Source organism: Metabacillus idriensis (assembly GCF_050483325.1).
GTDB lineage: Bacteria > Bacillota > Bacilli > Bacillales > Bacillaceae > Bacillus_P > Bacillus_P idriensis_A.
This window is the reverse complement of sequence record NZ_JBCMYF010000011.1, coordinates 259,495-280,631: the sequence shown is the minus strand read 5'-3', so window position 1 is coordinate 280,631 and position 21,137 is coordinate 259,495. Positions and strand designations below refer to the sequence as shown.

The following is a 21,137-nucleotide window of genomic DNA, read 5'->3' as shown; positions in this document are numbered from 1 at the left end:
TCGATTTTTTCTAGAAAAAAATGCGGAATACAGTGCATTCCGCATTTTCATTCCTGTTTATTTATAAACGTCCTCTTTTTTATGGAAGCCGTCTTTAATGATGGTGTCATCGATGTTATCTTTGTTTACTGCAACCGGATCGAGCAATAAAGATGGCACGTCAATTTTCCCGTTGTTCACTTTACCGTTCGTTTCCACTTTTTCGCCGTTCGCCATTTTCACAGCTAAGTCAGCTACTGTTTCAGCAATCAGTGTGATTGGTTTGTAGACGGTCATTGTCTGTGTGCCTTCTACAATGCGCTGGGCAGCTGCAAGCTCTGCATCTTGGCCTGATACCGGAACTTTCCCGTCCAATCCTTGTGCTGCAAGTGCCTGAATAACGCCTCCAGCCGTCCCATCGTTCGCTGCCACTACAGCATCGACTTTATTGTTGTTTGCCGTTAAAGCATTTTCCATATTGGCAAGAGCGTTCGCAGGATCCCATTCTTCTGTCCACTGATCGTAAACGACTTTAATATCGCCGCTGTCAATTAACGGCTGAAGCACGTTCATCTGCCCTTTTTTGAAAAGATGGGCATTGTTATCTGTGTCTGCCCCTTCAATTAAGACATAGTTCCCTTTAGGAACAAGCTCCGTGATCGCTGTTGCCTGCATTTCCCCTACACGCTCATTATCGAAAGAAACGTATAAATCCACATCTGAATTTTTGATTAAGCGGTCGTATGAAATAACCTTTACATCTTCTTGATGAGCCATTTCAACAATCGAAGCCGCTACTTCTGCGTTATGAGGAACTACTACTAAAATATCAACGCCCTGGCTGATTAAGTTTTCAGCCTGTGCAATTTGCTTTGCATCGTCGCCATTTGCTGCCTGTACATTAACCTTCGCGCCAAGTGATTCCGCTTTTTCTACGAACAAATCACGGTCGCGCTGCCAGCGTTCTTCCTCAAGCGTATCCATCGAGAATCCAATAACCAATTCATCATCATCTTTAGAACCGCCGCCATCCCCTTTAGTCGGCTCAGATCCTGAGTTATTGCATGCAGCCAGACCAAACACAAAAACCATCAGCATAAACAGCATTAAAAACTTCTTCATTCCCCATCCCCCTTTGGACATTCCATCTTACAAGACTAACTTTATCATCTGTGTAAGCGTTTTATTTAAAGTGATTTCTGCACTTTTTTAAGATATATAGCATTTTTTTCAGAATGAGAGAAATCGCTTTCATTTTTCCAAAAAAAGACTGTACCGCTACCTGTTTATCAGCGATACAGCCTTTTTATTCTGTCTGTCAATGAGAATGAGCATCTTCATCTTTTTCCTCATGAACATATGGCTGTGCGGGAGGTTTAATTTTAGAGATCTTCTTAATTTGCAGATATGGCACCTCAGCGGATGAATAAGCAGTTGTGCTTAACTCCCCTGAAACGGTGATCCACTGATTATCTTGAAAATCTTTTGCCTTTTCTACCGTGGAAAGAAGACCGTAAAACCCGTCATGCTCATCCACACAGCACGGATCGCCGCTTCTTGCCACCACAAATTGCGTATCCGAAAAATCCTTTTCGCGGTGAACAAATCCAGTCAGTTCAGCCTGTTTTCCCGCAAACTCCTTTGGAAAACGGTCTAGAACATCCAAAATAGAGATGTAATTTTCATTAGAAAGGATGATTTTATCCATCTTCAATAACTCATTCTTTTGTTCTTCATAATATTCATCAGGCTTGTCTTCCGCATGATGATCATCTTCTATCTCAGGTTTATATTTTTCATCCAGCTTTTCCATATAGCCGTCAGGATCTTCTAGATACTCTTTGGCATTTGCCAATGGTTCTTCTTTTTTCTCAGAAGCTTCTTGTTTTTCAGGCTCTCTCACTTCTTTTTCAGGCTGCATACTCATGACAAAAACAAATACAATACTTCCTATGATCAAAAGACCGATAGCGGCCGTTAAAAAATTTTTCATCTTTGTTAACTCCTACTCGATTTATGGGAACTGTCCTTTCTTTAGTTTAACAAAAAAGAAGGAAGTTTCGTTAAGAAAGGAATCACTGATTCTTTGATTGATTTATTACCACCTTATATCCCCACTGGCATTTGTTGTATATATGTGTATTTTCATACATCCAATATTAGCACAAACGCAATCAAAACTCTTATTTTAGTTGCATTTACAACTATTTTCTATAAATATCTCTAAAAAACTATTGCATATAAATACAAATTAATGCAAGATTATGTATATATTATTTTTCACTATCACTTAAGGAGGACAGCCGGATGGAACATCTTGGATGGGTTTCAATTATTCCGCCACTATTAGCGATTGTGGCAGCACTTGTGACAAAAAACGTTATTATATCATTATTTATAGGGACTTTTTCCGGAGTTTTAATTTTAACTGGGGGTATGCCGCTTAGTGCAACTAAAACCATCATCAGCGATTATTTATTTTTCCAATTAACAGATGGATATAATGCCGGAGTACTTGTACTGCTTGTCTTTATCGGAGGGTTTGTGGCACTGATGGAAAAGTCAGGTGGAGCCGGAGCCTTTGCAGAAAAGGTCATCCGATTTTTGAATTCAAAGGCAAAAACACAATTAGCCGCGTGGTTTGGCGGGATTATCATCTTTTTCTCGGATCTTGGCACACCGCTATTGGTAGGCCCGATATTTGAAAAAATATTTGATAAAGCAAAAATCTCAAGAGAAAAGTTAGCATGGATTATTGATTCTACCGCTTCTCCAGTCGCCGTACTGATCCCATTTATCGGATGGGGCGTTTATATCATGGGTCTGATTCAAAAAGAGTATGACAGCTTAAAAATTGCCGAAACGGATTGGGATGCATTCATACAGGCGATCCCTTTTCAATTCTATCCAATCTTAGCAGTATTGATAGTTCCGCTTGTTGCCTTAACCAAGCTTGAGTTTGGCGCAATGGCAAAAGCTGAAAAGCGAGTTCAGGAGACCGGCGCTTTATTTTGGCCGAACTCAAAACCAATGAGAAAGCCCGATAATATGACAGAACTTCAGAATACAAAGAGCAAGGCAAGCTTAATCTTTGTTCCTCTCCTTGTATTACTTGTTACATTATTCGGAATGCTGATTCCTCTCGGGTTTCCATTTGAAAAAATTGATGGCAGCGCATTCCGTGTCGCTTTAACAACTGCCTACTTATTCGCAGCTATCGTATTGATTGGGTTGATGGTTTTCTATAAAGTAAAAAAATTCAATGAAGTGTTCGATATCTATTTGTCAGGCATGCAAAGAATGATGACTGTAGCAGCCATTCTTGTTCTGGCCTGGTCCCTTGGAACAGTCATGAAAAACTTAGGAACAGCAAACTATGTGGTTGAAATCATGGATGGAAACATTCCAGTCTATTTGATCCCCGTTATTTTATTCGCGGGTGGCGCCTGTATGTCATTTGCCACGGGAACGTCTTGGGGCACATTCGCTATTATGATGCCGCTTGCTATTCCGATGGCTGTACATCTTGATGCTTCAATCTATGTCTGCATTGGTGCCGTGTTGTCAGGAGGGATTTTCGGTGATCACTGTTCACCAATCTCTGATACGTCCATCCTATCTTCTACAGGTGCAGGCTCTGACCATATGGATCACGTAAAGACACAGCTACCCTATGCCTTATTAAATGGTGCTGCTGCACTTGCTGCTTACTTGATTGCAGGTATAACTTCAAGTGTCCTTTCCCTTGGAGCGGCTATTATGATCATGATCGCGGCAGTTGTCGTTATTTCAAAATGGCAGAATCATAAAATAGCTGGGGCCGATAAGAGCAATAATTTCCATTAATGGTACTAGTATAGGAATTTAAAAGTATAATAATAAGCTTTCCGATAAGTCCCTAAAATAAAGCAGGCAGGCAAAACAAATGTTATTTCCTGCCTGCTTTTTTCTGTAGACTGATTTTGTAAACTTTGTTGTTTATCGACTATGCGTTAAGAATCCCAAGTGGATTGTAGCGGAAGGCGCTTGACTCCTGCGGGAAAGTAGAGGGAAATGTGAGACCCCACAGGCTAAAAGCCGAGGAGGATCACACCCTCCTCGGCTTTTAGCCTGGAGCGGAAAGGGACGGGCAATATTGCGAAACACATTTTCTGGACAGCATTTCATTACAACCGAACCAGATTCTAGCTCTGACCAATTTTATTAGTCAAAAGCGAATCCTTATACTGACTGGGAGACTTCTTGCACACTTTTTTGAAGACACGGCTGAAGTAGTTCGGATCATTGTAGCCGACTTCAAAGGCAATTTCTTTTAAGCTGTGGGAGCCTTTTTCCATCATCTTTTTGGCTTTTTCGATTCGGCATTTTGTTAAATAATCGATGTAGCTGATGCCAAGCTCTTCTTTGAAAATTTTGCTGACATACTGCGGAGAGAGGCTGAACTCCTTTGCCATCGCCTCAAGCGACAGATCGGTGTGGCAGTTTTTCTTGATGTGCTGCTTCATCCGGTTCGGGATATCGTCCTGAAGATTTTCAGTCGCCTGTTTGTATTGACTGATCACATCTTCAAGAATAAAATTCACTTCTGTTTTCATTTGCAAATAGGATTGTGCACTGAAAGAAAAGACTGGTTTTCTGATGACAAAGCCCATTTCATCCAAGTAGCGGATCATTAATGTCATCGTGTCATAGACTTTTTGCTCCGCTTCAGCGAGCGGGTGCTGAAATTTTTCAAAGTATCCGGTCATCGTCTGAAAATGACTGCGGACTCCTTCCCACTTGCCGATCCGCAACTCCTCAAGGATGAGCTCTTCAATGTGATGCATTTCTCTGTCTTTCATTTCTTCATTGGAGATCATATCGCTGTAAAAGCTGTACCTGGCACCTGAACCTGCAGTTATAGAGGCACGGAGCGCTTCGTAATAGGATTGTCTGATTTGTTCGAGCGACGGGTATGCCTTTCCGATTCCGATTGCTGCAGATGCTGAGAATGTGCCTTTGAGATTATTTAAGATTTTTTGAACGAGGGCAATGGCGTTTCTGCGGTAATGGCGGAGCTCTCCTTCTGCGAAAACAATAATCGGGACCTGAAGTCCTGACATCGGACCGACCCACCCTTTTGAGTGGAGCTGAATGGTTTTTTTAAGCTCTCCGTACATTTGCTCAATTGGACCTGTCAGTGAATCTTGAGAAAAGTGAACCAAAAGGACAAAGGATGGCTGCGTTTGGTCGACGTCGAGCAGATTCATGCATTCATGAAGATGGACATCATGTACGTGATCAAAAAGAAGCTGGGTGACAAGATCGGCTTCTACAATCGGAATCATTTTTTGAATGCGTTCCTCTGTTTTTTGCTTTTTTTCGGATTCCAATAAATCAAGCTCGATATCATTGATCACCTTTTGAATGGTTGATAGAATGACTTCCCGCTTGCTGGGCTTTAATAAATAATCCTTCACGCCGAGCCTTAGCGCCTGCTGGGCATAATCGAATGTATCATAAGAGGAGACAATTAAGATCTTGGCTTTCGGGACGATTTTCTGAATTTCTTTAATGGCTTCAAGCCCGTTAATTCCAGGCATTTTGATATCCATTAAAATAATATCCGGTCTGTGCTCTGAGGCTAGCTCTATCGCCATTCTCCCGTTTTCAGCCAGGCCTGCAATTGAAATGTTTTTAAAGTCGGTTTCAATCATTTTTTTCAATGCCAGTCTTTCAATTTCTTCATCTTCCGTAATGAGCAGCTTCATGTTCCTCACTCCTTTAGGGTTACAGGGAATTTTATGGAAACAAGTGTCCCTTTGTTTCCATCCGCACGAATTTCCATCACATCATGCTTATTGGTAAATAAACGCAAGCGCTGAACAACATTTCGAAGTCCAATGCCTGTCGACTTGCTTTTGATCGAATCCGCCTGTATATCTGAGAGGACCTGCTCTTTTACCTCATCAGACATCCCGCAGCCTTCATCCTGCACAGTGACATGAATCTCATTGTCCTTTCTGAATACACGAACCACAATGGACCCGCCCTGTTCATGGGGCTCTACCCCGTATTTAAACGCATTTTCCACAATCGGCTGAAGAAAAAAGGCAGGAACCTGCGTCTCCAGACACGCTTCCTCAATTTCAAAACGATAAGAAATTCGAGATGAAAACCTCGCTTTTAAAATCGTCAGGTATTCCTTTACTAAATCAAGTTCATCACGGATCGTCACGTTCTCATCCACACTTCTGAGATTGTATCTCAGCAGATTGGCAACGGTCGATATCAGATCGCTCGTCTCAAATGCATCCTCTAAGTAGGCTTTTTTTGAGAGGGTGTTTAAGGTGTTAAAGAGGAAATGCGGATTGATTTGATTATGCAGCCTTTTTAATTCACTCTCTTTCAAAAGGAGCTGATATTCTTTAATCTCTTTTTCGAGCTTCGCTTTCTCTTTTATCTCGGCAACAAGCTCTTTAATATTTTCCCTCATCCGGTCAAAGGTTTTTGCGAGAAACGAGATTTCATCATTGCTGCTGACCATGATCGGATGGTCAAAGTTACCTGCTGCCACCTCTTTCGCTCCTTGAGTCAGGAGGTAGATGGAACGGGTAATGCCTTTTGAAAACCAATAGGAAAAGGCAACCGATATAATCAGGACAATGCCGAGTATCCATAGACCAAGTGACCGAAGATGGTTTGTCACTTCAATCATAGATTCATAAAACTGCTTTTGATTGGTCAGCTCTTTTTTGAATAAAAGAAGAGTTGTTTCGTCAATAAATTTAGATATTTGCAGGGCTTCATCGTATGCAGCCTGTGCATTTTGCCGCTTGTCCAGCTTGTGCATCATAACGGTTAAATCCATCGCTTCAACCTGGCTGTCCAGCATGTAAATATAGTCGGTTAACGCAATCGCATTGGCCTGATTTTTCAGCTGATTCAGTTTCTTCTTTGAGGCGTTCAGCTGATCCCTGGAGGTTTCATAGCGGGACTGATTTTCAGGAGACGGCGTGCTGATATACGCGCTAAGCTTTGACAGAGCTGTCCCGCTAGTTGTAGAAACATGATTTAAAAGCAAATAGCGCTCGAGAATGTTGTTATACTCATAAATAGATTTTTGGTTAATATAGCTGATCGCTGTCCAAAATGCCCCCATAATCAGAATGATCATGAGCGACATGGTCAGGATTTTTCTCTGAATGCGTGTCACGGCCTGCTCCCCTCCGTTATCACATTTGTTTCCGTATAAGTGGAGACAGGCAGCGGCAAATCTTCCTTTTCAAGCCATTTCACAATCGTTTCAACGCTTTTCATTCCCATTAAAGAATGGCTGTGATGGATGGTCCCGGCAATCTTGCCTCTTCTTAAAAGATTCATCGTTTCCTGGGTATCATCAAACGTATAAATTTCAAAACCCGACAGAGCAGATCTTGATTCAATCGTTCTTACAATCAAATCGCCATCATCTATTCCTGTTCCAATCAGTATCTTCATTGATGGATACTGATTTAGAAGGTCATTTGTCTGTTCCTCTGCATGCTGTCGGTCTGTTTCAGCCAGTTTAATAGAGGATCCCTTCAAACTGTCTTTTAACCCTTTTATTCTCTGGGTTTCAATTGAAGTGACATTGTTCCCCTTGATAATTCCAATGGTTTCATTGTTTTTTACTGCCTTTCTTATATAATTCCCCAGTTCCAGACCTGTTTCATAATGATTGGATCCGATAAAAGCTTTCCGGAGACTTCCTTTTAGATCCGCCATAATCGTAACAACTGGTATTCCATTCATCGTGGACTTCTGAATCATTTCTGTAAACGAAGGATCATCAATTCCAAGGAGCATGATTCCATCCACTTGTGAGGAAATCGCCATATTCATTGCTTTTTGCAGCTCTTCATTATCAGGAAGATTAGTCCCTTTAATATCAATGCTTACTTGGAGTTTCTCAGCCGCTGCTTCTACCCCTTTAATTACCTGATTCCAATATGCATCACCAAGATAAGGTGAAATTAAGACAAGCCGGTACCTGTACTCCTCTGCATCTGCCTGAGCTGAAAAAGATTGACTGGATTGATAGATTTGAAAAAGCTGGTAGAGAGGAAAAATAGAGATCAGCAATAAAACAAACAGAGAGAGCTTTAATCGCTGCTTCATAGAATCACCATTTCATAGGACTTTTTAATTAATTATAAGGGTTTGCGGATTTTTGTAAACGCTTATATTTGGTGTGGTTTGTTTCGAATGTATCTAATTGTGGTTCATTTTGATGAAGAAGAGGCCTTTAGTAGATAAAGAGGTATTATGTGATTTAACTATTGGCCACTGCGGCAAAAAACAAAAAAACCCCCGGATCTCCCGGGGATTTCATGATTAGATTTTATTCTGTGAAACGTTAATTCGATTCATTGCCCGGCGCAAAGCAAGTTCAGCACGCTTGAAATCGATATCGTCTGTACTTTTGTTCAGACGCTGTTCAGCGCGTTCTTTCGCAGATTGTGCACGAGTTAAATCAATATCTTCTACAGTCTCAGCAGCTTGTGCCAAGATTGTGACTTTGTCAGGCCGTACTTCTAAAAAGCCGCCGCTAACAGCCACGAGTTCCGTGGATTTTCCTGTTTTTAACCGAACTGCTCCGATTTGAAGAGGAGCAACCAACGGAATATGACCTGGCAAGATTCCGAGCTCACCGCTTTGAGCCTTTACGCTTACCATTTCGACGTCTGCATCGTAAACTGGGCCATCGGGAGTAACGACATTGACTTGTACTGTCTTCATACTCTATACCCTCCTGCGTCCCAAAATTATACTTCTACACCCATGTTCTTCGCACTTTCGATAACATCTTCAATGCGTCCAACAAGACGGAAAGCATCTTCTGGAAGATGATCGTATTTGCCTTCAAGGATTTCCTTGAAGCCGCGAACTGTTTCTTTAACAGGAACGTAAGAACCTGCTTGACCAGTAAACTGCTCAGCTACGTGGAAGTTTTGGGATAAGAAGAATTGAATACGACGTGCACGTGACACGACTAATTTATCTTCGTCATTAAGCTCATCCATACCAAGGATCGCAATGATATCTTGTAATTCTTTGTAGCGCTGCAGTGTTTGCTGTACTTGACGTGCAACAGAATAGTGCTCTTCTCCAACGATTTCAGGAGATAATGCACGAGATGTTGAAGCAAGCGGATCCACCGCTGGGTAAATACCCATTTCAGAAAGTTTACGCTCAAGGTTTGTTGTTGCATCCAAGTGAGCGAAAGTAGTTGCAGGAGCCGGATCCGTATAGTCATCGGCAGGAACGTAGATTGCCTGAATCGACGTTACAGAACCAACGTTTGTAGACGTGATGCGCTCTTGCAATTGACCCATTTCAGTAGCAAGTGTCGGCTGGTAACCAACGGCAGATGGCATACGGCCAAGAAGGGCTGATACCTCTGAACCTGCTTGAGTGAAACGGAAGATGTTATCCATGAAGAAAAGAACGTCCTGTCCTTGATCATCACGGAAGTATTCAGCCATAGTAAGACCTGTAAGTGCAACACGCATACGTGCGCCAGGCGGCTCATTCATTTGTCCGAATACCATCGCTGTTTTCTTGATAACGCCAGAATCAGTCATCTCATGGTAAAGGTCATTTCCTTCACGAGTACGCTCTCCAACACCGGCGAATACAGAGATACCGCCATGCTCTTGAGCGATGTTGTTGATAAGCTCCTGGATAAGTACTGTTTTACCTACTCCGGCACCACCGAAAAGACCGATTTTTCCGCCTTTGATGTAAGGTGCAAGAAGGTCTACTACTTTAATTCCAGTTTCAAGAATTTCTACCTCAGTAGAAAGCTGATCGAATTTAGGTGCGAGTCTGTGAATTGGATCACGACGGGATTCAGCAGGAATTGCTGCTTCCAAATCGATATTATCACCTAATACGTTAAATACACGTCCAAGTGTAACATCACCAACTGGTACAGAAATTGGTGCACCTGCATCTAATACTTCACTTCCGCGAACAAGGCCATCTGTTGATGCCATCGCAACGGTACGAACTGTGTCGTCACCCAGGTGAAGGGCAACTTCCAATGTTAATTCTGACGCTGCTTCGTTTTCGCTGCGTCCCTTGAATGTAACTTTAAGGGCGTTATAGATTTCAGGAAGCTGACCGCTTTGGAACTTTACGTCAACAACCGGACCCATAACTTGAGTAACGCGTCCTTTATTCATCGTTTTCCCTCCTAACTTGCTAGTGCAGAACATTTCTGTCTTTGAAACCCATCTATTGGGCCTGTATGTCTATTCGAGTGCCGCAGCTCCGCCGACGATTTCAGTGATTTCCTGTGTAATCGCAGCCTGACGTGCACGGTTATAAGAAAGTGTAAGACTGTTGATAAGTTCTTTTGCATTATCTGTCGCATTTTTCATCGCTGACATACGCGCAGCATGCTCAGAAGCTTTACTGTCTAAAAGTGCTCCGTAGATGAGACTTTCAGCATATTGTGGTAATAACACTTCCAAAATCTCTTCCTCAGAAGGTTCAAATTCGTAAGATGTTTTCTTAGTAGAGACGGCTAGGTCAGAAAGAGGAAGAAGCTTCGTTTCTGTCACGTCCTGCTGTATAACACTTGCGAAATGATTGTAATACACATAGATTTCGTCAAACGTTCCATCGTTGAACATATTAACTGTGTTTGTTGCAATATCTTTAATCTCAGCAAATGATGTGTCATCTGCAATACCTGTCACTTCAAGAGCGATTTGAACACCGCGTTTCTTGAAGAATTCACGGCCGATTTTTCCGATTGCAATTACAGCGTACTCATCTTTCGACGTGTGGCGCTTTTGAATTGCCTGGTGCACGGCACGCAAAACGTTACTGTTAAGGGCACCAGCTAATCCGCGGTCAGATGTGATCACAAGATAGGCTGTTTTCTTAACGGGACGGCTGACAAGCATTGGATGGGACGCACCCGTACTTCCTAAAGCTATGTTTGCAACCACCTCTTGTATCTTATCCATATAAGGCACAAACGCTTTTGCGTTGTTTTCGGCGCGGTTCAGCTTTGCCGCTGAAACCATCTCCATTGCCTTAGTAATCTGGCTTGTTTTCTTCGTTGAGGTGATTCTTGATTTAATGTCGCGTAATGATGCCAAAGGTTCTCACCACCTTTTTATAAAAATCAACCTGATTCATTATCTTAAGATAAAGTATGAAGGCCGGCCTTCATACTTCACCTCATTATTCAGTAATCGCGAATGTTTTTTTGAATGCAGCAATAGCAGCCTGGAAGTCACTGTCTTCCGGAAGTCCGCCAGTTGTGCGGATATGATCAAGCAATGCTTTATGGTTTTGCTCCAAGAATACATAGTACTCTTCTTCAAAACGTTTAATATCTTCAACCGGGATATCATCTAAGAATCCTTTAGTTAATGCGTAAAGAATCGCAACTTGCTTTTCAACGCCAAGAGGTTTGTTCAAGCCTTGCTTCAAGACTTCAACAGTACGCGCTCCGCGGTTTAATTTCGCTTGAGTTGCTTTATCAAGGTCAGATCCGAATTGAGCGAATGCTTCTAGCTCACGGTAAGAAGCAAGGTCAAGACGCAGTGTACCTGATACTTTTTTCATTGCTTTGATCTGTGCAGATCCTCCAACACGGGATACAGAAAGACCGGCGTTAACCGCTGGACGTACACCTGAGAAGAATAAGTCAGACTGCAAGAAAATCTGGCCATCAGTGATGGAAATTACGTTTGTTGGAATGTATGCTGATACATCGCCAGCTTGTGTCTCAATGAATGGAAGAGCTGTTAATGAGCCAGCGCCTTTTGCATCACTAAGTTTTGCAGCACGCTCAAGAAGGCGTGAATGCAAGTAGAATACGTCACCAGGATATGCTTCACGGCCTGGAGGACGGCGTAATAATAATGAAAGTTCACGGTAAGCAGATGCTTGTTTTGTTAAATCATCATAAACAACCAATACGTGCTTGCCGTTGTACATGAAATGCTCACCCATTGTTACACCGGCATAAGGAGCTAAGAATAAGAGCGGTGCAGGCTGTGAAGCAGATGCAGTAACAACGATTGTGTAATCTAACGCGCCATTTTTACGCAGTGTTTCAACTACGCCGCGGACAGTTGATTCTTTTTGTCCGATTGCAACGTAGATACAGATCATATCTTCGTTCTTTTGGTTTAGGATTGTATCGATGGCAACAGATGTTTTACCTGTTTGACGGTCACCGATGATTAACTCACGCTGTCCGCGTCCGATTGGAATCAGCGAGTCAATCGCTTTAATTCCTGTTTGTAATGGTTCATGAACAGATTTACGATCCATAACGCCTGGAGCCGGGCTCTCAATTGGGCGTGTATGTGTAGTTTCGATTGGACCAAGGCCATCAACAGGCTGTCCTAGAGAGTTTACGACGCGTCCGATTAACGCTTCACCAACCGGCACCTCCATGATGCGTCCAGTGCGGCGAACTTCGTCACCTTCACGGATATCAGTGTAAGGTCCAAGGATAATGATACCTACGTTGTTTGACTCAAGGTTCTGAGCCATACCCATTACGCCGTTTGAAAATTCAACAAGCTCTCCAGCCATGACATTGTCGAGGCCATGAGCACGGGCGATACCGTCACCAATCTGGATAACTGTACCTACATCACTAACTTTGATATCAGACTGATAGCTTTCGATTTGCTTTTTAATCAGTGCACTAATTTCTTCTGCTTTGATGCTCATGAGTTTCACCCCTATCTACGATCTTTTTGCAACAAGTTGTCGCTCTATACGTTCAAGCTTTCCGCTTATACTTCCATCATAAATGCGATTGCCGATACGAAGCTTTACTCCGCCGATCAGGTTTTGATCGATAACATTTCTTAAACGAAGAGATGTTTTGCCGATTTTTTTGGCAAACGTATCAGACAGCGCTGTTAATTCATCTTGATCTAATAATCTGACAGAGTAGACAATTGCGTCTTCTGTTCCGCGCTCATCATTTGCAAGCTTCACAAAATGCTCGGCAAGCTCAGGAATCACACTGATTCGCTGACGTTCAATCAAGAGGAGAATGGTGCTTAAAACAGGTTGAGATAAAGAAGCAAACGCTTCACTCATCATGGATTTTTTCTTTTCTAGAAGCACTTTTGGATGTGTAAGCACGTTTAATAGTCCAGGATTATCTTTTGTGACCTTTTCGATCAAAAGCAATTCCTCTTCGAACTTGTCAATCGTGCGGTTTTCCTTGGCGATTTGAAAAAGAGCCAATGCATAGCGAGCTGCAACTATTTCTTTACTCATCGGCCTTCGCCTACCTCTTTAATATAATCTTGGATAAGCTTTTCTTGTTCTTTCTCGTTTAATTCTTTTTCAATAACCTTTGTAGCAATTAAAATAGATAATGAAGCTACTTGCTCACGAAGAGCGGCAACAGCTTGCTCTTTTTCCTGAGCAATTTCTTTAAGTGCAGACTGCTTCAGGCGATCTGCTTCTGAACGAGCTACTAGGACAATTTCTTCCTTTTGCTTTTCACCAAGCTTCTTCGCACTTTCCACTAAACCCTGTGCTTCAACTCTTGCCTGCTTTAATAGTTCACGCTGTTCTTCAGCAAGCTTCTTAGCTTCCGCATGCTGTGCTTCAGACGCATTGATTTCAGATGCAATGTGCTCTTCACGCTGTTTCATGATGCCCATTACAGGTCCAAGAGCATATTTTCTCAGCAATGCAAGTAGGATTAAGAAAATAACCAGCTGGAATACAATGTCTCCAGTATTTAAAGATAAACCTGCACCAACTACTAGATTTGACGTTAACATTGCCCGGTTTCACTCCCTTCAAGAGTTCCATGATGGGTTACTATCAAAAAAAGCACGAGATTGTTCTGTTTGCTTCTCGGCCGCATATTTTAAATAGAAACATAAAGCAATGGCGAAGAAGGGTAAAAAACGATCTTCGCCATTTATGTAGAGAACCTGTCTCTTTATTAACTTCCTAATACGATAAACGCGATAACTACGCCGATGATCGGAAGTGCCTCAACTAACGCGATACCGATGAACATGATTGTTTGAAGCTTGCCTTGTAGTTCCGGCTGACGAGCAACACCTTCTACTGTACGTGAAACGATAAGACCATTACCAATACCGGCACCAAGTGCCGCTAAACCGATTGCAATTGCAGCTGCGATTAAATTCATTATATAAATCCCCTCTCAAAATATTAAAAAGTTTTTTGATTCTGATGATACGGTTGAAACATATTAATTAATGGTCGCTGCTCACTTTGTGAGACATATAAACCATTGTTAACATTACAAAGATAAATGCTTGGATGGAACCTACAAAGATACTGAATGCCTGCCATAACATCATTGGCACTGCGGCAGATAAAATGCCGACCGGACCAGTTACTGCAAGTCCTGCGAGAAGTCCCAAAAGGATTTCACCAGCGTAGATGTTACCGTAAAGACGCAAGCCAAGAGTCAATGTGTTTGCAAACTCTTCAATGATCTTAATCGGGAAAAGGAACGCCATAGGTCGGAAGAAATCCTTCCCATACTCAGCTGTGCCTTTCATTTTCACACCATAGTAGTGTGTCAATGCCACGACCATAACTGCAAGAGTCAGAGTAATCGTTGGATCTGCTGTTGGTGATTTCCACCATAGTTCATGGTTTACAGCAATTGAAAACGGCAGCCCGAGCATATTTGATACAAATATGTACATTAGGAGCGTAACGCCAAGCGTAAGGAATTTCCCGCCTGTATGCCAGTCCATGGAGCTGTTGATGATTCCTTTGACGAAATCCATGATCCATTCAAAGAAATTCTGCATCCCTGTCGGCTTCATTGCCAATTTGCGAGTGGCCAGTACCGCTATTAAGAAAACGATAACACTTGCAACAGTGATCATTAAAACGTTGGATAAGTTAAAAGTAAGGCCTAAAAACTCTACTATAGGAGCTCCGTGATGCAATAGATTCACCTCTCTTCCGGCTAAGCGCGTGAGTGTTGAAAAACATAATCTATCATAATGACAATGTAAACTGTCATTAATCCAATAATGACACTAACCATATTCAGATATTCGGGAAACTTGATCGCGAGCAGGGCAGCTAAACCAGCTGACGCCAACCGTGATGCAGTGCCGAGTGACCTGACCTTCCTGTTCTGCTGAATCGCTTCACCGAACTGAACTTGCTTGCGCACCATTGACCATAAGTTGAACAAACTGAGTGCTGTTCCAAGCGCCAGTCCCAAAAAGACAGACTGATACCCGGTAAATCCCCAGCCTATGGCATAAAAGGACAATAGGTAGAACATATACTTTCGATATCTGTGGTACATCTGGTGCAAATCAAACATGAATGATTCAGTCTCCTGAAAAAAAGTGGTGGACTAGCTTAATCATCGCGGAAATGCCGATTCCGAGCCCAATGAACAGTCCTATGATCATAAAAAGCGGTTCAGTCTGGAAATATCGGTCGAGCCATCTTCCTGAAAAGATGCCAATTAGTGTTGAACCGACTAGCTGAGACAGAATGCCTGTCATTAGTGCCATGGCCTGCATTGGATGACGCTCTTTTTTGCGCATTCACAAGTCCTCGCTAATAGATTAATAAAGGGTTTTCTGGGGATAAAAACTGGAAATGAAAGGCTTATGAAAACCTTATCATTTACCCTCGTCTAGCATACAATAGGCAATAGTCAATGTCAATTGCTTTAAAACCAAAAACTTGACAATCAGAAAAGCCTATCACAAAAAGTTCACAATTGAACATCAATGCCTTTTATCCCCAGGATTTTCAAGGATTAGATCTGTTTCAATCGTATCCTCCCTGCTGCCTTTTTTCGCAAAGATGACCGCTTTATAGAGTCCGTCTTTCAGCTTAAGATCCTCCTTTTTGAATGTCTTGCTGACAACCCCTCTTTGAAGATTCCTGCCCCAGTCAAGAAAGCCCGCAAATCTGAGTGTATCCGGGTCATAAAGGGCAATTCCCATTTCATCGGCCCCTCCCGGCAGATAAAACTCGTATTTATACGTCCCTGCTGTATCACCGAATCCAAATTCAAATCCCATCACGCGGGGATAATCCGGTTCATCCACTACATATAGATATGGAATCTTTTCAATACGCCCTCCCTCTTCCACCTCAATCCATCCTTGGTGCAGTCCTGCTTCCATCCCGTTTGAATAAATATCCAAAGTGATGAATACATCCTTTTGCTGTTTTGGTTTTACCTCCGTTTTTTTCGGAATCTTCCATTGAAGACCTTTTTTATATGAAGGATAGATGAAAGTGTATGACTTTTTTTCATCCGACTGGTTATCAAGAGTCAGCTTTATTTCTTTCTGAATTCGGTCTCCGCGCAGAGGAACTTGTCCGAATGACAACGAACCGGGATACAGGAGAAAGTCCGTTTCCAGTGCACGGGTCAAATTGATTCTTCCCGCTCCCTGCTCGATCGGTTCATAGTACGTTCCGTTTTTGTTTTTCAGAGGTTCTGCTGAATTCATTAAGGCAGCTTTGATTTGCTCTGGGTTCCAATCAGGATGCGCCTGTTTTAAAAGAGCACTTGCTCCAGCTACATGGGGCGCCGACATGCTTGTTCCCTGCAGGCTTAAATACCCTTCCGGAACGGTGCTGTCGATTGCAACACCCGGTGCTACCACATCCGGTTTGATTTCCCACGAATAGGTGACAGGACCTCTTGAACTGAAATCTGCAAGCTGGTCGGATTCATGCTGATAGACTGTCCGGACGAGCGCGCTATTGTTCATTTTCTTTTTAAGCCATAATCCATCCTCTTTTGAAATGGAAACCACAGGGATGCCTGCTTCTAATTCAAGGCTGCCTGCGAAATTGCCTTTCATGTTGTTGTAGATAATGATTGCCTTAGCCCCTGCTTTTTCGGCAAACAGCGCTTTTTCAGTAAACGTGATTTTGCCTCTCTCTGCGAGAATAATCTTCCCTTTCATATCTGGTTTATATTGGTGCTCTTCACCAATGCCCGCAAACACGATTTCTTCCGCTTGACCCATCTTCCACTCTTTGGACCCGGCAAGGGCTGTAATCGGAACCATTTTCCCCGCTCCGCTCAGCTTTAGATAAGGGATTTTCTGAGGAGGTGTGGATGCCCCGACGGAAATAGATTTGCTTGATGTGCCCGGCGAGCCGATTGTCCATACTCCAGGACCGGAGTTCCCGCTTGATGTGACCGCCACAATTCCATGTTCAACTGCACGATCCAAAGCGAGACTTGTCGGCCAGTCAGGTCCATTAACTGTATTCCCAAGCGACAAATTCAACACATCCACTTTATCTTCAATTGCTCTTTCAATAGCCGCTATCACTTGTTCGCTGGTGCCAAATCCCCCAGGACCAAGCGCCCGGTAAGCAATGATTTCCGCTTCCGGTGCTACGCCCTGAAGTTTTCCATTCGCTGCAATGATTCCGGCCACATGTGTTCCGTGCAGTGTTTCTGTTCCATCTTTCGCTTTTGTTTCCATCGGATCGCTGTCTCCATCTATGAGATCAGCTCCCCCGTGATAGCTTCTGGACAAATCAGGATGTGTATAATCAATGCCGGTATCAATAATGCCCACCTTTACACCCTTGCCCGTCAGCCGTTCATGTTTGGCATCGAATTTTCCGCGCACTTCATCCCCGCCGATAAACGGGACACTTTCTTCAAGATCCACATGATAGGCTGAAACCGGGCCAGCGTGCACAATATGAGGCTCCTTTTGGATAGCTTCAAGATCATTATGCCTGCCAGCCAGGGTGAAGCCGCTGAATACCTTTTTAAACGTGCGGCGAATGTGAACGTTTGGATATGCTTGCTTTAGTTTTTTCGAGAAAGCAGCTGCATGTTCTTTTTCAACAACAAGTATGATGGTTTCTGCCTTATCCGGTGATTCTTCAGGAATAGGCGGGATCTCCGGAAACGTTTCTGCCTGAGCTGAAAAAGAAATCAGCGTGAAAAACAAGAAAAAGAGCGTGCATGTTCGGACCATTTTTGTCACCTCTTTCTTATTCTTTTCTAAGAGATGTTTTTTCATGAAAAAAATCCCCCTTTTTATAAAGGAGGATTTCATTTCAATTTATTTTGTTCCGAACATGCGGTCTCCGGCATCACCCAGGCCAGGGACAATATATCCATGATCATTTAATTTTTCATCAAGTGCTGCAATGTAAATATCAACATCAGGATGTGCTTCCTTTACAATCTCCACACCTTCTGGAGCTGCAATTAAACACATGAATTTAATATTTTTGGCGCCGCGTTTTTTCACACTGTTGATTGCTTCAACAGCAGATCCGCCGGTTGCAAGCATTGGGTCAACAACGATAAATTCACGCTCTTCCACGTCAGAAGGGAGTTTCACATAATACTCGATCGGCTTTAACGTTTCTGGATCGCGGTATAAACCAACGTGTCCGACTTTAGCAGCCGGGATCAGTTTAATGATTCCGTCAACCATTCCAAGACCAGCTCGGAGAATAGGAACAATCGCAAGCTTTTTGCCAGCCAAAACCTTTGATTTTGCTACTTGCACCGGTGTTTCAACTTCCACTTCTTCAAGCGGCATGTCCCTTGTAATTTCAAACATCATCAGGCTCGCAACTTCATCAACAAGCTCACGAAACTCTTTCGTACCTGTCTTTACATCACGGATATATGTTAGCTTATGCTGAATAAGTGGATGATCAAAAACGTATACTTTGCCCATCGGCTCATCTCCTTTTCTATGACACTTCAATAGATTTTACAGAAAAAGAAGAGACGTTTCAAGAAGGATGGGAGATTTATTTGCAGGATTTTTATCAATGGCCGGATAGACAGCAATTTTTGACCGGTTTTTTAAATGATGAGCATTTTTCCAGCCCGTTTAACCAGAAACAGCTCACCCTTTCAGCGGGTGAGCTGTTTTTTTAGTTCTGGAAATTTGAGATAGAGGTTCCCGGACCACTCGATGGAGTCGTGTATACATGGTTCGTTCCGCTTTCCCAGACAACATTTCCGCTTGCATCTTTTTTTATAAACTTAAATTCAATCGTGCGTCCAGCCGGTACACTGACGTCATAATACCAGCCCGGATACTTTGTGATCACCTGATTATAGATCGGTCCCGCCGCCTTCGCTGCATCCCAGTTTCCAAGCTCACTTACATTTCCTACTATATAAATAGACTGGCCAGGACTTGTTGATGCATTGTTCGCAATGAACCTGACAGATGACTGATTACCAGATAGTACCTCAACAGGACCGTACGTATTGCTCCCATTTCCGCCTGATGTTAGAACAGATACTTGATAATTGCCTCCTGTTAAAGCAGGAACCTGTGCTTTAATTTCTGTATTCGACCATGATAATACGGAAGCATTTACGGTTCCGAATTTAACCGTGCCTGCGGAAGTGCCGAAGGATTCTCCGCTGATTGTAATGGTGCTTCCAGGCACTGCCATAACCGGCCCAATTTGCCCAATTACCGGCGCAGATGCGGTTCCATTGAAAGAATAGACGCCTGTTTCACCCGGTGAAAGATCAAACGCAGAGACAGCACCGCCGCTTCCAACTGATATGCTGTTTCCATTTAGAAGGGATGTCAGCTGATCCGTATAATTCCCTGCAGGAAGAGTTGTTGAGAGATTTGATATAGTGTAAGATGTGGTTTTGCTTTTATTTACCGCTACCAATACAGTATCTTTGCCAAAGGTTCTTTCATAGATATAGACATCATTATTGATCCATCTCTCTTTTGTTTTACCGTAGCCTAAGGCCTGGTTCGACTTGCGCAGAGCTGCAAGCTTGCTGATGATCTGATAGGCCTTCGTTGTTTTATTGAATGATGTTTGTTTTTTCCTGTTGTTCGGGTCTCCATTACCGGTCATATATTGCTCGGTTCCATAATAAACGTTCGGCACACCTCTTGAAGTGAGCATGACAGCTAAAGCAAGATCCGTATTTTTCACATCCGCCCCTACAAAGTGAAAACGGTCCATATCGTGATTATCGAGGAAAGTGACCTGATCGGCAGCCTGCTCGTATTTCGCTTCCGACTCGGCAATCATCGAGTTGAAGCCATACCAGTTATCAGAACCGTTTCTTAATACTTGTCTCAGTTTTTGGCCAAACCGGAAGTCAAGCAAGGACATTCCTGTCGTATTGGCAAAGGTGTAATAGTTTTGGTCCACTTCATTTTCCCCAAGGAACCATTCTCCGAATGTAAACACCGGATTATAGCTGTAGATCGTTTCCATAAATGTCTTTTGCCAGCCGAAAGGCATGTGCTTCACTGCATCTACCCTGATTCCGTCAATTCCCATATCGAGCCATAGCTTCACAGAATCTTTTAAATATTTGTCTGTTGTCGGGTTCTGATGATTGAAATCTGCCAGATCATAGAGGTTTCTGTAAATCCCATCTTCAATAGAAGAAAAATTCGTTCCCCCATTATGATGGAATAAATCTTTCGTATCATTTGTATAGCCGCCCACAAGGGTTCCATTATCATACAGCTTTCCGTTTTCCATATAAGACGGAGTGTCTTCAGATGCCGGAGAAGTGTGATTAGGCGCAAAATCGATTATGACCTTTATTCCCTTCTGATGCGCTGTATTGATAAGGGTCTGAAACTCTTGCATCGTACCGTAAAACGGGTTTGTCTTTTTAAAATCCCGTGCCCAATATCCGTGATAAGAGGTTGTGCCTGCCGCATCATTTAAAACAGTGTAGACATTTTCAACAGGCTGGGAAATCCATAGAGCCGTAATCCCCATATCCGTAAAATATCCATCATTCAATTTATTAATAATCCCCTGCCAGTCACCGCCGCAGTATTTTCTTAAATTCGAGCAGTCTGCGCTGAACAAATTGCCAGCCGGGTTGTTATTAGTGTTCCCATCACTGAATCGATCCGTCATAATTTGATAGATAACATCATTTGCATAGTTTACCTTATTATTTATGGAAGCGTTTGCATAATTGTCCGCAAACGGCCCATATAAGCTGAAAATAAGAACAAATGCAACTGTTAAACTCACACCTTTTTTTACCATCCAGTCATCTCTCCCTTGATCATGTTTTCCTGCCGACCCTTTAACTCCTTCCTCCTTTCCATAATAAAACCCCGTTATTCATAAAGAATAACGGGGTTGTTGTCCAT

At 42.7% G+C, this 21,137-nt stretch carries 19 protein-coding genes; 1 reads left to right on the top strand and 18 read right to left on the bottom strand.

Annotation, left to right across the window (positions count from 1 at the left end; translation table 11 throughout):
- Positions 1-57: 57 nt before the first annotated feature.
- Positions 58-1,101, bottom strand: coding sequence for a D-xylose ABC transporter substrate-binding protein (xylF, locus tag ABEQ24_RS08370; RefSeq protein WP_430006346.1), 1,044 nt, complete (start codon positions 1,099-1,101; stop codon positions 58-60).
- 196 nt (positions 1,102-1,297) lie between these two features.
- The gene (locus ABEQ24_RS08365; protein WP_430006345.1) at positions 1,298-1,972 is read right to left on the bottom strand and encodes a TIGR03943 family putative permease subunit; all 675 of its coding nucleotides are present in this window, start codon (positions 1,970-1,972) and stop codon (positions 1,298-1,300) included.
- A 314-nt stretch (positions 1,973-2,286) separates the two neighbouring features.
- Here ABEQ24_RS08365 and ABEQ24_RS08360 point away from each other — a divergent pair, with 314 nt between their 5' ends.
- Positions 2,287-3,825 carry a Na+/H+ antiporter NhaC family protein gene (locus tag ABEQ24_RS08360; protein WP_430006344.1) on the top strand — a complete coding sequence of 513 codons (1,539 nt, stop codon included), beginning with the start codon at positions 2,287-2,289 and terminating at the stop codon, positions 3,823-3,825.
- A gap of 338 nt (positions 3,826-4,163) precedes the next feature.
- On the opposite strand, the gene ABEQ24_RS08355 is transcribed toward ABEQ24_RS08360, so the two are convergent.
- The 16 genes from ABEQ24_RS08355 to ABEQ24_RS08280 all read right to left on the bottom strand — a co-directional run bounded on the left by ABEQ24_RS08355 (position 4,164) and on the right by ABEQ24_RS08280 (position 21,030).
- Complete coding sequence (locus ABEQ24_RS08355; protein WP_430006343.1) at positions 4,164-5,729, bottom strand: response regulator; 1,566 nt, start codon at positions 5,727-5,729, stop codon at positions 4,164-4,166.
- 5 nt (positions 5,730-5,734) lie between these two features.
- Entirely contained in the window at positions 5,735-7,174 is a 1,440-nt protein-coding gene (locus tag ABEQ24_RS08350; RefSeq protein ID WP_430006342.1) for a sensor histidine kinase, read from the bottom strand.
- Complete coding sequence (locus ABEQ24_RS08345; protein ID WP_430006341.1) at positions 7,171-8,118, bottom strand: sugar ABC transporter substrate-binding protein; 948 nt, start codon at positions 8,116-8,118, stop codon at positions 7,171-7,173. Before ABEQ24_RS08345 ends, ABEQ24_RS08350 begins: the two co-directional genes overlap by 4 nt.
- Positions 8,119-8,334: 216 nt before the next feature.
- A complete protein-coding gene (locus tag ABEQ24_RS08340) occupies positions 8,335-8,739 on the bottom strand; it encodes a F0F1 ATP synthase subunit epsilon (protein WP_070877088.1) in 405 nt (134 codons plus the stop codon).
- A 26-nt stretch (positions 8,740-8,765) separates the two neighbouring features.
- On the bottom strand, positions 8,766-10,187 hold the full coding sequence (atpD, locus tag ABEQ24_RS08335; RefSeq protein ID WP_430006340.1) for a F0F1 ATP synthase subunit beta: 1,422 nt from the start codon (positions 10,185-10,187) through the stop codon (positions 8,766-8,768).
- Between the two features lie 69 nt (positions 10,188-10,256).
- Entirely contained in the window at positions 10,257-11,114 is an 858-nt protein-coding gene (atpG, locus tag ABEQ24_RS08330) for an ATP synthase F1 subunit gamma (protein WP_430006339.1), read from the bottom strand.
- Positions 11,115-11,199: 85 nt separating this feature from the next.
- Positions 11,200-12,708, bottom strand: coding sequence for a F0F1 ATP synthase subunit alpha (gene atpA, locus ABEQ24_RS08325; RefSeq protein WP_430006338.1), 1,509 nt, complete (start codon positions 12,706-12,708; stop codon positions 11,200-11,202).
- 15 nt (positions 12,709-12,723) lie between these two features.
- Complete coding sequence (locus tag ABEQ24_RS08320; RefSeq protein WP_430006337.1) at positions 12,724-13,269, bottom strand: F0F1 ATP synthase subunit delta; 546 nt, start codon at positions 13,267-13,269, stop codon at positions 12,724-12,726.
- Positions 13,266-13,784: a F0F1 ATP synthase subunit B gene (gene atpF, locus ABEQ24_RS08315; protein ID WP_430006336.1), complete on the bottom strand. Its 519-nt coding sequence runs from the start codon at positions 13,782-13,784 to the stop codon at positions 13,266-13,268. The genes ABEQ24_RS08320 and atpF overlap by 4 nt, the downstream gene beginning before the upstream one ends.
- 167 nt (positions 13,785-13,951) lie before the next feature.
- Positions 13,952-14,164: a F0F1 ATP synthase subunit C gene (atpE, locus tag ABEQ24_RS08310; RefSeq protein WP_029283354.1), complete on the bottom strand. Its 213-nt coding sequence runs from the start codon at positions 14,162-14,164 to the stop codon at positions 13,952-13,954.
- Between the two features lie 67 nt (positions 14,165-14,231).
- Entirely contained in the window at positions 14,232-14,942 is a 711-nt protein-coding gene (gene atpB / locus ABEQ24_RS08305) for a F0F1 ATP synthase subunit A (protein WP_430006364.1), read from the bottom strand.
- A 20-nt stretch (positions 14,943-14,962) separates the two neighbouring features.
- A complete protein-coding gene (locus ABEQ24_RS08300) occupies positions 14,963-15,331 on the bottom strand; it encodes an ATP synthase subunit I (RefSeq protein ID WP_070877081.1) in 369 nt (122 codons plus the stop codon).
- A 7-nt stretch (positions 15,332-15,338) separates the two neighbouring features.
- On the bottom strand, positions 15,339-15,560 hold the full coding sequence (locus ABEQ24_RS08295) for an AtpZ/AtpI family protein (protein ID WP_070877080.1): 222 nt from the start codon (positions 15,558-15,560) through the stop codon (positions 15,339-15,341).
- 186 nt (positions 15,561-15,746) lie between these two features.
- A complete protein-coding gene (locus tag ABEQ24_RS08290) occupies positions 15,747-18,029 on the bottom strand; it encodes a S8 family serine peptidase (protein WP_430006335.1) in 2,283 nt (760 codons plus the stop codon).
- Positions 18,030-18,071: 42 nt separating this feature from the next.
- Positions 18,072-18,701, bottom strand: coding sequence for a uracil phosphoribosyltransferase (upp, locus tag ABEQ24_RS08285; RefSeq protein ID WP_070877078.1), 630 nt, complete (start codon positions 18,699-18,701; stop codon positions 18,072-18,074).
- 202 nt (positions 18,702-18,903) lie between these two features.
- Positions 18,904-21,030, bottom strand: a complete 2,127-nt coding sequence (locus ABEQ24_RS08280) for an alpha-amylase family glycosyl hydrolase (protein ID WP_430006334.1) — start codon at positions 21,028-21,030, stop codon at positions 18,904-18,906.
- Between the last annotated feature and the right edge of the window lie 107 nt (positions 21,031-21,137).